The organism is Flavobacterium sp. HTF, assembly GCF_003105115.1.
Lineage (GTDB): Bacteria > Bacteroidota > Bacteroidia > Flavobacteriales > Flavobacteriaceae > Flavobacterium.
The window spans coordinates 25,563-37,646 of record NZ_QETH01000043.1; the positions used below are offsets into that span (position 1 = coordinate 25,563).

11 protein-coding genes are annotated in these 12,084 nt (G+C 35.0%); 1 reads left to right on the plus strand and 10 read right to left on the minus strand.

Going from position 1 to position 12,084, the window contains the following annotated elements:
* Positions 1 to 21 precede the first annotated feature (21 nt).
* Together DCO46_RS13705 and DCO46_RS13710 are read right to left on the minus strand one after the other, a co-directional pair.
* Positions 22 to 1,104, minus strand: coding sequence for a hypothetical protein (locus tag DCO46_RS13705; RefSeq protein WP_116753081.1), 1,083 nt, complete (start codon positions 1,102 to 1,104; stop codon positions 22 to 24).
* An 8-nt stretch (positions 1,105 to 1,112) separates the two neighbouring features.
* Complete coding sequence (locus tag DCO46_RS13710) at positions 1,113 to 1,634, minus strand: DUF5004 domain-containing protein (RefSeq protein WP_116753082.1); 522 nt, start codon at positions 1,632 to 1,634, stop codon at positions 1,113 to 1,115.
* A 483-nt stretch (positions 1,635 to 2,117) separates the two neighbouring features.
* Between DCO46_RS13710 and DCO46_RS13715 the strand changes: the two genes are divergently transcribed.
* A complete protein-coding gene (locus DCO46_RS13715) occupies positions 2,118 to 3,716 on the plus strand; it encodes a DUF6377 domain-containing protein (RefSeq protein ID WP_116753083.1) in 1,599 nt (532 codons plus the stop codon).
* A 209-nt stretch (positions 3,717 to 3,925) separates the two neighbouring features.
* Here the strand turns inward: DCO46_RS13715 and DCO46_RS13720 are convergent, their stop codons facing one another.
* From DCO46_RS13720 to DCO46_RS13755, 8 genes are all read right to left on the minus strand, one after another.
* The gene (locus tag DCO46_RS13720) at positions 3,926 to 5,149 is read right to left on the minus strand and encodes a sterol desaturase family protein (protein ID WP_116753084.1); all 1,224 of its coding nucleotides are present in this window, start codon (positions 5,147 to 5,149) and stop codon (positions 3,926 to 3,928) included.
* A 118-nt stretch (positions 5,150 to 5,267) separates the two neighbouring features.
* The gene (locus tag DCO46_RS13725) at positions 5,268 to 6,554 is read right to left on the minus strand and encodes a Glu/Leu/Phe/Val family dehydrogenase (protein WP_243416315.1); all 1,287 of its coding nucleotides are present in this window, start codon (positions 6,552 to 6,554) and stop codon (positions 5,268 to 5,270) included.
* Between the two features lie 447 nt (positions 6,555 to 7,001).
* Positions 7,002 to 7,856, minus strand: a complete 855-nt coding sequence (locus DCO46_RS13730) for a DMT family transporter (protein ID WP_116753085.1) — start codon at positions 7,854 to 7,856, stop codon at positions 7,002 to 7,004.
* Positions 7,857 to 7,917: 61 nt separating this feature from the next.
* The gene (locus tag DCO46_RS13735; RefSeq protein WP_116753086.1) at positions 7,918 to 8,511 is read right to left on the minus strand and encodes a 2OG-Fe(II) oxygenase; all 594 of its coding nucleotides are present in this window, start codon (positions 8,509 to 8,511) and stop codon (positions 7,918 to 7,920) included.
* Positions 8,512 to 8,678: 167 nt separating this feature from the next.
* Positions 8,679 to 10,142, minus strand: a complete 1,464-nt coding sequence (locus DCO46_RS13740; RefSeq protein WP_116753087.1) for an AAA family ATPase — start codon at positions 10,140 to 10,142, stop codon at positions 8,679 to 8,681.
* Positions 10,143 to 10,184: 42 nt separating this feature from the next.
* On the minus strand, positions 10,185 to 11,303 hold the full coding sequence (locus DCO46_RS13745) for a vWA domain-containing protein (protein ID WP_116753088.1): 1,119 nt from the start codon (positions 11,301 to 11,303) through the stop codon (positions 10,185 to 10,187).
* 106 nt (positions 11,304 to 11,409) lie between these two features.
* Positions 11,410 to 11,805, minus strand: a complete 396-nt coding sequence (locus DCO46_RS13750; RefSeq protein WP_116753089.1) for a YchJ family protein — start codon at positions 11,803 to 11,805, stop codon at positions 11,410 to 11,412.
* A complete protein-coding gene (locus DCO46_RS13755) occupies positions 11,777 to 12,010 on the minus strand; it encodes a hypothetical protein (RefSeq protein WP_116753090.1) in 234 nt (77 codons plus the stop codon). The genes DCO46_RS13750 and DCO46_RS13755 overlap by 29 nt, the downstream gene beginning before the upstream one ends.
* Positions 12,011 to 12,084 lie beyond the last annotated feature (74 nt).

Below are 12,084 nucleotides of genomic sequence, written 5' to 3' on the forward strand. Positions count from 1 at the left end.
GTGTTTGAATTTGATAGTGAATTATTTGTCTAAAGTCTTAAGCGGAATTGACGTATCTGAAATCGTTTTGTCTTTGTTGTCTTTTACCAGGACATGAATTTCTGATAAGTTTGTAATTCCTTTTAGTTCTGAAACTAAATTGACAAATCCTTTGATCTCAGCCGTTCCTCCCGAAAATTCACCTGAAATGATTTTACTGCCGGCTGTAATCGTGTAAATTAGCTTGTTTACACCCGATTCATTATTTTTTCTTGACATTCCTAAAAAGTCTTTCTGACTTATTTGTAAAGGGAAGAAAGCAAAAACCGGTGGCGGTGGCGGTACAAATTCGCCTGCATATATAATCTGATCACCCGAGTTGGTTGTCCAGTCTTTTGCTACCATCAAAAACGTAATGTTTTCCATAACAAAACCCGGTTCAGTATTATAGTATTCCTGCGGAATCAAATCCATTCTGTAAATACCATTTCCTAAATCCTTTAGTTTTGTTTTTTCAGAAACGTCCGGAAGCCAGGCTTGGTATTCCTGCAAAACAGCCCAGTTGTTTAATCCACTATGAAAGTGAACGCTTGGAACTCCTGCGAAACCGTCTTTTAAATTAGAATTGAATAAAATACTTACCGGTTTATCAATGGTTGGTTTTGAAGGATATGATCTGATCACTTCATTTGCGGTACTAAATGACGAAAAATCAGTATACGTCATGTTCGCTACGTCACTTTGTTTCGATCCGTTTTTGTTTTTCAAACGGAACCAAAATCCTGCGCTTGCTGCGATTTCCTCCGGAGTTTTAGTAAAATACGCTGTTGGGGTCAGCTTAAAACTCCAGATTTTATCACCTTCATATTTTAGTTTTGCAAAATCAGATGAATTTTCCCAATTGCCTGCATCAGGTTCAGATGGAGACCAGATCCAGATATAAAGATCTTCCGTTTCTGCAAAGGTAGTTCCCGAAAGATCAAAGTACCATGTCACTTCTTCATCATATTTGTACACTACCGGATAGGATGACATTGGTCCCACAGCCCCTGCATTTTCCTGCGCCGTAATAAAATTTGGAGCCATCAAAAGGGCAAGTAAAATTGTATATATAAACTTTTTCATATTACTTCTTAATTAATAGCATTTAATTTGAATACATAAGACACAAAATCTGCCCCGCCCGAAGTACGCACCAATTGAAGCTGCATTTCGTCATTTTTCCCGGGAACCGAGATTAGACGGAGTTCATCTGTTTTTTGAGTTTTTTGGGCATCGCTGTACAAATAGATTTTTACTGCACTTGCGTTGGTCTGCTGAAAGTCTGAGCTTAGCGCCCAAAATCCTTTTGGAGCAAATAATGGAGGAACATTTCCTGTTACTTCATAACTTGTTGGCCTGTTTTTTTCATCTACGCTGAAATTGATTTTAAAATCTTCGTAATTAAAATAGGTGCTCAAGTTCTCTTCGTTTGGCTGGATATTATTTGCTTTTGCAAATTCATCAACCATTTTCAGATTTGTCAATCCCCAATTTCCATTTACTTTTTCATAGATGGTAATCGGATCAACGTGGCTTCCGTCGTCAGTGTTGTCGCAGCTAATAACTGATAAACACATCGCAACAGCCAACCAATAAATACTTTTACATTTCATAAAATTTTGGTTTGATTGTTAGTTTTTTTTTATCCCGAAAGGATAGAGCGAAGCTATAAGTTAAATAAATCTTAAAAAAAAAATCTGATAAAAATCAAGATAGAAATCAAGTATTTTTATATTTAAGTATTTAACTATCAATAACTTATATAATTTAAAAAACACAAAAAATCAAGACGTTGTTTAGATGAAAAACGGCAAATAAATAATGGTATAAATGACAATATGGAAATTAAACGTGATATTTTTTTTACTATATACATATATAATTGCTTTTTATTGTATAATTGCAAATTATTAGACTACTTTTAACATTTAAACCCTATTTTTAAACGAACAACACTTGTTTTTAAGTGGGTTACGTCTAAATTTGCTAAATTTCAAAAATAACCGGTCGTTAACTCTCAGACTTATTTTTGAATTAAAAACGAATTAACTCAACTAACCAAAAAACTATTTTTACCTTAAAACCAAAACATAACCATGCGAAAAATATTGATTCTATATTTTTTCATAGCGGGTTTTTCTCTAACTGCGAAAGAGACCAATCCTGTTTTAGAAGAATTAGATAAAGTGCTCCTCAAAAAAGAGGTGTATCTCAAAAAGAAATATCAAAAGATTGGAGCATTAAAAAAAAATGTGTCAAAGTTTACTTTGAGCCAAAATAATGAAGCGCTTTATAATTGTTATATGTCATTGTTTGAGGAGTACAAATCCTTTAAATATGATTCTGCCTATTATTATTTAGAAGAAGCAAAAATCAAGGCAATTGCGCTGAAAGAGCCCAAGTTTTTAGCCAAAAGCCGTATTAAGGAAGGTTTTGTACTGCTCTCTTCGGGTTTGTTTAAAGAAGCCATTGATACTCTGAATGTCATTGACGACCAAAAGCTGGACTTAAAAAACAAATTTGAATACTATAATATAAAAGCCCGTGCTTATTACGATTTAGCCGATTACAACCGCGATCAGCGATTTAATATCCATTATGTACAACAGGGAAATCATTTCCTGAAAAAAGCCCTGGAATTAATCGGAACTAACACAAATGAATACTGGGCTGCCGAGAGTTTAAAAAGACTAAAACAACAAGACTGGCGCGGCGCTGAATTTGCTTTTAGCTACTGGATCAACAATTATGACTTACCGCCTGATTATTACGGAATTGCGACATCAAGCCTTGGGTATATATATTCAGAAAGAGGCTATACAAAAAAGGCGATTTATTATCTCGCACTTGCCGCTATTGCCGATGTCAAAAATGCCACAAAAGAAACGGTAGCCTTGCGAAACCTGGCCAACGAGCTTTTTAAAATGGGATATCTGGACAAAGCCAATGAATATATCAACATTGCTATGGACGATGCGACTTTCTACAACGCGAGGCATCGCAAAATTGAGATTTCATCGATATTACCTATTATTGAAAAGGCACAGCTTAATAATGTAAAGGACAAAAATGATAAACTGGAAAGAATCATTATTCTGCTCACGATACTTACGGTAATAATCATTTTGTTTCTGATTATTATTTTCAAACAATTAAAAGAAAGAAACAAAGCCAGAAAAATCATGGCTTCTTCCTATAGTCAGCTGCAGGAAATGAATATCAGCCTTAGTGAGGCCAATGCTATTAAAGAAGAATATATCACATATTTTATTAAAGCGACTTCGGCTTTCATTAATAAAATAGACCATATTCAGAAAAGCACGCTTCATAAAATTATTACCAAGAAAACCGATGAAGTTATTGCGAGCCTAAAGCGTTATAATGTAAAAGAAGAACGGGAAAATCTCTTCCATCAGTTTGATGAAATCTTTCTGAAGTTATTCCCGACTTTTGTAACCGATTTTAATCATTTATTTCCAAATGATCATAAATGTATTGTAAAGAAAGGCGAACTCCTAAATACCGAACTTCGCATATTTGCCTTGTACAGATTAGGAATCCAGGACAGCAGTCAAATGGCAGAATTTCTGGAACTTTCTGTGGCTACAATATACACGTACAAAACAAGAATCAAAAGCAAATCGGATTTCAAAGATACTTTTGAAGAAAAGATTATGGCGATTAAGACGATTTAGGGGCTGAGGGGCTAAGGCTCTGAGGTTCTGAGGTACTAAGCTTTTGCTACGACTTCACGAATTTGTTGTTGAAATAATTCGTGAAGTCGTGGCTATTTTTTACTCTAAAGGCTCGATTCTGAAATCATACATTCGGATACAATGGTAAAAACATTGCCAAAGGTTTCAACCGTTGGAGATTTTAAAAGCCTTGTAGAAAGAAATATATTTTATTCTGAAGGTTCCAGCTGAAGCACTACATTCTGATAACGCTTACTAAGAGAAAACAATTGTTCGGCAAAAATCATAACGGCAAGCGGTACAAACAGAAATATCGTTAAATCCTCTTCGTAAAGAAAATAAGTTGTGATCATAAAAATACGTCCGTATTCCAGGTAGTACATCCATTTGCGCTGCTCTAACAATGCACCGCAATTGACCAGAGTAAGCAGGATAAAAGAAAGTACAAAAATCTTATCGTACAATTCTAAATAATCAAAATAATAAGTAAAACCAGTTAAAAATAACGTGCAGATTCCCAACTGTATATATAAGTAATTTTTGAAACGAAGCCGCTGATTCGGGCAAGCTTTGTCCTGCAAGAATCTTTTTTCCAGAATAGGCCTGATATCCTGATCCATATGCGCCGGGCTTCCAAAAACGGCTTTCCATTTTTCTTTAAAGCCTTTTGAACGTTTCATTAATTCATAAATTTCGAAATAGTAATGAAAGTGCTGCCAAAGGAAACTATAGCTTTTGAGCGGATGTGTCAGTCCATATTTTGGTTTCTCTTCTTCGGTTTGAAAAGTTCCGAAAAGGCGATCCCAAAAAGTAAACATATCCCCGTAATTTTTGTCCAGGTATTTTTCATCAGAAGCATGATGAACTCCATGAACAGAAGGCGTTACAAAAACATATTCAAGCCATTTTATTTTTCCGATAAGCTGCGTGTGGGTAAAGAAAGAATAAGCTCCATGAACAATCAGCATGGTAATGACCATTTTTGGATGAAAACCTACAAACGGCAAAACACACCAAAAACCGGTTCTCACAATCGCCTGAAAAGTAGTAATTCTGGCTGCGGCAGTAAAATTAAATTCCTCACTATGGTGATGCACAATATGCGCTGCCCAGAAAAAATTGACTTCGTGACCTAATCGGTGATACCAATACCAGACAAAATCAGTTGCCAGAATTAAGGCAAACCAGACAAAGATACTTGTCGAAATATCAAAAATTCGATAATTGTCATAGATAAAATAATACAACTGATAAAAACTTGCAGCAATAAATAAGTTGATTAACCTTTCCGCAATACCAATACTAATGTTCGAAACAGAGCTTTCATAATTGAAAATTTCCGGTCTTTTTCTACGCTGCATTATTTTGTACTCAATAAATAAAAAGAGAAAAAAAGCAGGCATTGCGAAAGCAAGAAAATTAATATGTTCCATTTTAAAAAATTACATTTTGATTCATAAATACTTTAAAAGAAAATATTTTCACTGATAAATATTTCTGAAAATACTATTTACCAGTGAAAATTATCTTAATCTAATACAGAGCGGATTTTTAATTCTGTTTATACTTTACAGCGTCCAGTGCCACTTCTTTTACCGACTGTGTATCAGCAACTTTTCGCAAAGCAAGAATATAAGCCGCAATACGGGGCGTAACATTGTATTTTTCTGCCGTTCTGAAAACAGTTTCAAAACTTTTCTCCAATATATCTTCCAATCTTGTATTGATCTGGTGAATTCTCCATGATTCCAAAAGAGAGTTCTGAAGCCATTCAAAATAAGAAACCGTTACTCCGCCGGCGTTTGCCAGAATATCAGGAATTACCAGGACATTGTTTTCGTGCAAAATTGCATCAGCATCAGAAGAAACCGGTCCGTTTGCTCCTTCAACAATAATTTTGGCTCTAATATCGGCAGCGTTCCTTTTCGTAATAACATCTTCTTTAGCTGCCGGAATCAGGACATCAACATCCAAAAGCAATAGATTTTCATGCTTGATGGCAACCGAATTCGGATACCCTTTAATACTTTTATTGTTTAAATTATAGTATAAAATCAGTTCCGGGATATTCAGTCCTTCCGGATTATAAAATGCTTCTGAAACATCACTTACTGCCACTATCTTTACTCCTTTTTGGTATAAAAACAAAGCCGAATGCAAACCGACATTTCCAAATCCCTGAACCGCAGCAGTTGCTCTCGCAGGTCTGATTTTTAATCGTTGAAGTGCCAGAAGACTTACTATACTAACGCCACGGCCTGTCGCTTCTACCCTGCCCAGAGAACCACCTGAATGCAGATGTTTTCCTGTTACGACAGCATGAATGGTTTTTCCGTGAACTAATGAAAATTCATCCATTAGCCAGCCCATTTCGTCTGGACCTGTACCCATATCCGGTGCAGGAACATCTTTTTCCGGTCCGAAAATATCTGCTAAGGTTTTAGTATACGCTCTTGTTATTTTTTCAAGTTCTGTTTTGGAGTGGTTTTTTGGATCACAAATAATACCGCCTTTTGCACCTCCAAAAGGAATTCCGGTTACGGCAGATTTCCAGGTCATCCAGGCCGCTAAAGCTTTTACTTCGTCTAAGTTTACCGAATTATCATAACGGATTCCGCCTTTTGACGGGCCTAAGGCCGTGTTATGAATCACTCTGTACCCTTCAAAGTTTTGTGTACTTCCGTTATCCAGTGTTATAGAAAAGTTTACGACAATCTGTTTTTCCGGACGCTGCAATTTCTGCCTTATGGATTCTTCCAGATTCAGAATGTCTGCTGCAATATTAAATCGATCAATCATAGATTGAAAGGGATTTTGTTTAATTAATTCTGCACTCATGATATATTTCTTTTTAGTTTGGGTTAATCAATTTAATTTGCTCATTACCTTGTAAAAGAGCTATTGTATTATTTCAACTACTATACAGACACAACATGGAATTTTGATCCGGCAGGATTGCATCATTATATTCCTATTTCTATTTGATCTCATTTCTTTAATTTTTTTACTAATTCTAAAAAAAGCCTTTCATGGTGCATGAAAGGCTAAAAAAAAAATAACTAACAAGTCCATTTTCTATTAAGGCCATTTCATTCCGTTGCTCATCATGCAGCACATCGCAAAGCTGCATATAAACGGAACAATATTTTGGCTATAGTTTTTCATTGTCAAGGCAAATTTACAAATTACTTTATATATTCTATGGAATTAGTAGAATTAATTTAAAAGAAAATGAATTTTACTACAAAAAACACTGTAAATAAGGAGCTTACAAATTATTATTTTTTATTTCAATTGAGAAAAAACAATAAAAATGATAGCAATAAGGGCTAAAAATATTCCAACGAAGTTAATTTTGGATAATTTTTCTTTGAAAAAAAGCAGGCCAATCAGACTTCCTAAAACTATAACTCCCAAGTTCATTCCGGCAAAAACAGTTGACGGGTTTTCTGAGAATGCTTTGTGTGCTGTTAGGTAAAAAAGAATATTTCCGAAATTAAAAAGACCAACCAAACTTCCGAAAAGGATATTTTTCAGTTCTAATTTTACTTTTTTAATTACCGAAGAATACACCACAACAAGTAAGGAAATGGCTAGAGCAATATCAAAAATTACAAACAGAGAGGTTGTATAAGGCAAAGCAGTGTAAAGTGCCACTTGCTTAAAAAGTATGTCGATTATTCCAAAACCGAATAAAACAACGGTGGGATAAATCCATTTATTCTGATCGTTTCCGGAATTTTTCCTTAAAATGAATAACAGCGCAACAAAACCAATTATCAATCCGGTTAATTTATAAGAGTTGAATTCTTCTTTAAAAATAAACCATGCTGCCAAAATCGGAATAAATAGCGATAAACGCTGCGCTGCATCTGTTTTTACAATTCCCATATGTTTTATGGATGAGATAAGAAACAGAAAAACAACCGGCAGTAAAATTCCTATTGCAAGATAAATATTCCACGGAGCAGTGGTATGAACTTCAGAAACATCAGGTTTAAAAGTTACGTAACATAATATCAGGGCAAATACATAGTTGAAAGCTACAATTTGAATTGGATTGGTATTGTATTTTCGGGTGATTTTAAAAATTACACCAACAATTACGCTGCAGATTATGCTTAAAATAAGAAATAACATAGAATTAAATTTTAAGTACAAAAATAAGGTTTATCTCTTTTGTACTTTCAAAAAGAAGAAATTAATCGCTCTTTAACCAGCCGGTAATGCTCATTCTGGTATTTTGCGTCACCAAAACTTCGTGAACCAGTTCGTTACTTTTAAAGAAAACGGTTTTGCCCTGGGTTGGTGCAATTTTTTGATTGTTATTTTCCTGATGGATCATTAATTCTCCTCCGTCTTCTTCTTTCCAGTTACTATTTAAATAACTGATCATAGAATATTTCCGGTCAGGATTATTTTTAAACTGATCCAAATGTTTGCGGTAAAAATCGCCAGTTTCGTATAACGAATAATGAAACTCATATCCTGTAATTCCGGCGTAACAACTTTCGTTTAAATAAACAATGAATGCATCAATCTGAGCAAAGAACTCATTTTCAAAAACATTGTTGTGGCTTTTATCCAGCCAATAAATAGAATCACTTCTGATGGCAGAATCGTAAGAAAGTTTTTTGGAATTTCCGATTCCAGCGGCGAGGAGCAGACTTTTCTCATTTAAATCCAGTAAGTTCTGTTTTAAATGATTTGCTAATTCCGGACTCAAAAAATGTTCTGATATGCCTACTTTATTCTCTATATAACTCGAAATCAAATCTTCGAAACTATTTTCCATTTTTATTTTGGGAAAACTGCAAATACAGCCAACGGAGCAAGGTAGAGTAAATAAAACTGGTAATGGGCTTATTCTCAATAAATAAAAAATTTATTAAAAATAAACCCGACAGTCACGAAGCTTCGGTACTGTCGGGTTTGATAAGATATTATAATTTATTAGACTCGTTATAATTTACTGATATAACTTCCGTATGTATCTTTAAACTGATGTCCTTTTGCAAAACGGTCTTTACTTAGTTTTCTGTATTCGACCAATGCCCACAAAATAAATTCTTTCATAAAATACTGGTCTTTTTTATCGAGCTGAGGCTGATATTTTTTAATTAAATCCTCAAGCGGAGTTACTTCATCCAATATAGCCTGATATTCAGCATCAGAACAATCGTCTAGTAATTCAAAACCACTTTCGGCAAAAAACCATTCAATTAAATCTGTATAAGGTGTTTTTTCGCCCGGTTTTTCGAGTTTTTCAATCTTAGGGAAATATTCAGAAAACAAGGTACGAATTGCAGATCCGATAAGGCTTTGTGCAACAAATGCCGCTCCCTCCTGCTCTCCTTCATAAACCAATTCTACTTTTCCGGTAATAGCCGGAATAATTCCAACAAAATCAGACAAACGCAAAATAGTTGTATCCGCACCTGATAATAAGGCACGTCGTTCTGCGGTGCTAATCAGGTTTTCAAAAGCAGTAATACTCATTCTCGCACTTACACCACTTTTGTTGTCAATATATTCGCTCTCACGGGCTTCAAAGCTAATTTGCTCTAAAATATCTCTCGCAAGGCCTGGCACATATACAACATCACTTTGATTTTTGTCTAATTTGGCTTCCTGCTCCGTAATTGTTCTGGCAATTTTTACGGTCTCCGGATAATGTGTTAAGATTTGGGAACCAATTCTGTCTTTTAGTGGCGTTACAATACTTCCTCTGTTTGTATAATCTTCAGGATTTGCCGTAAAAACAAATTGCATATCAAGCGGCATTCTCAGTTTAAAACCTCTGATCTGAATATCGCCTTCCTGCAAAATATTGAAGAGTGCCACCTGAATTCTGGCTTGTAAATCAGGTAATTCATTAATTACAAATATGCTGCGGTTTGCTCTCGGAATCATTCCGAAATGAATTACACGATCGTCTGCATAAGACAGTTTTAAATTTGCTGCTTTTATGGGGTCAACGTCACCTATTAAATCGGCAACGGTAACATCGGGAGTTGCCAGTTTTTCGAAAAAACGTTCGTTTCTGTGCAACCACGAAACAGGTGTTTCGTCTCCTTTTTCAGCAATAAGGTCTTTCGCAAAACGTGAAATCGGATTCAGCGGATCATCATTAATTTCTGAACCTGAAACAAACGGAATATATTCGTCCAGCAATTCGACCATTTTTCGTGCCAAACGTGTTTTAGCCTGACCGCGAAGTCCTAAGAGATTAATATTATGACGGGATAAAATCGCTCTTTCCAATTCCGGAATTACCGTATTCTCAAATCCGTGAACTCCTTCAAAAACTGCTTTCCCTGATTTTATTTTCTCACGGAGATTATTTCGTAATTCGTCTTTAATACTTATACTTTTATACCCTGAGGCTTTTAATTCTCCTAATGTTTTTATGTTGTTTATTTCCATTTTTATTGAAATATCGATTTGTATTTTTTTGCAGATAATTAATTAACGTATGCGTTTTTTTCTGTTTGTTTCGTAATCTTCAAAAATCATTTCACCCAAACCTTTAAGTCCGGTGTAAAATGCTTTTCCCTGATTGGCTTCCGTAAAATGATTCACAAAACGCTGTAAATAAGGGTCGTTTGCAATCATAAAGGTTGTAATCGGAATATGTAATTTTCTGGCTTGCTGTGCCTGTGTGTAACATTTATCTACAATATATTCGTCAAGCCCGTTACTGTTCATATAGTAGGAACCGTCGCGTTCGCGCACGCAGCTTGGTTTTCCGTCTGTGATCATAAAAATTTGCTTGTTGGTGTTTCGCTTTCTTCGCAAAATATCCATGGCCAGTTGCAAACCGGCAACAGTATTGGTATGGTAAGGGCCAACTTGTAAATAAGGTAAATCTTTGATCGGGATTGTCCAGGCATCATTTCCAAAAACCAAAATATCCAGCGTATCTTTTGGGTAACGTGTAGTGATTAATTCGGCCAGTGCCATTGCTACTTTTTTGGCAGGAGTGATTCTGTCTTCGCCATACAAAATCATACTGTGGCTGATATCAATCATGAGGACTGTACTCATTTGTGCCTTGTACTGCGTTTCTTCGACAACCAAATCATTTTCGGTAAGTTTAAAACCATCAACACCATTATTGATTTGTGCGTTTCGCAAACTTTCAGTCAAAGAAATTCTTTCTAAACCATCGCCGAAATTAAATTCACGGAATTCTCCGGTATGCTCATCGCCATTTCCGGCATGCTTGGTTTTGTGATTTCCGTTTCCGGAACGTTTTAAATTTCCGAAAATCTGATCTAAAGCCTGCTGCCTGATTGCACGTTCTGTTTTAGCAGTGATTCCAAAACCTGGTGTTCCATCCTCTTTGGCTTCGTCTTTTATGTAACCTTTCTTTTTTAAATCTTCGATAAAATCATCGATTGTGTAGTTCTCGTCGGTAAGTTTATATTCTTTGTCCAACTCCCGAAGCCAGTCTATAGCTTCATCAAAATCGCCCGAAGTATGGGTGATTAGCTCTTTGAAAATGCCAAAAAGTTTTTCAAACGGAGACTGAAACGGGGCTTCGTATGTCTTAAAATAAAAACCTTTTTTAAATTCGTTTTTCATAATCCTAAAATTACACTATTTTAGAATTATGAAAAAAGAAACGTTTATTAATTTTTAGTTAAAAAATTGAAGTAAAATATAAGGTTAACACTGTTAAGAGTAAGAATTATTCAAACTTTCCATCAACATAAAACCATGCCCCGTTTTCGAATTTAAAAGTAGAAAATTCATAATGTGTCTGGGGTTTGTTTTCGGCATTCAGAAAATAAGCCTTAAACTCAACCGTACTTTCTGTAAAACTTAAAATCTCAAGTTTTTGCCATCTATTACTGGTTGCCCATTTTAGGATTTCTGATTTCGAATAATATTTTCGTTCAGCTATATAAGTCGTTTCTAATAAATAATCCGCATTGTGGGTTGCATAAGCCGAATATCTCGAACGCATTAATGCCAATGCAGACGGTGCTTTTTGATTGCCTTCAAGATATAATCCGCAACAGTCTTTAAACAATAATCCTGTATCGCAAAAACATTTATTCTCCATCAACCTGCTCTTCTCCATTGATTTTCACATGAAGCTGATTCAGTAAAACCTGATAACGGCTAATTTCTCTCAAGTCTTCGTCTTCTTCTGCAAAATCAAGTAATTCGTCTAATACATCATTTACTTCCAATAACTTATTATTGGCTTCTCTGTCATTTTTAGCCGCAATTAAATCTATAATTTCCTGTACACTTGCTTTTAAATCTTCAAATTTTGTATTCATATATTATATATTGTTTTTTTGTTTTTTTAAATTATTCATTATCATTGTGGTTGGTAATGTTTTTTTTTTTTTTT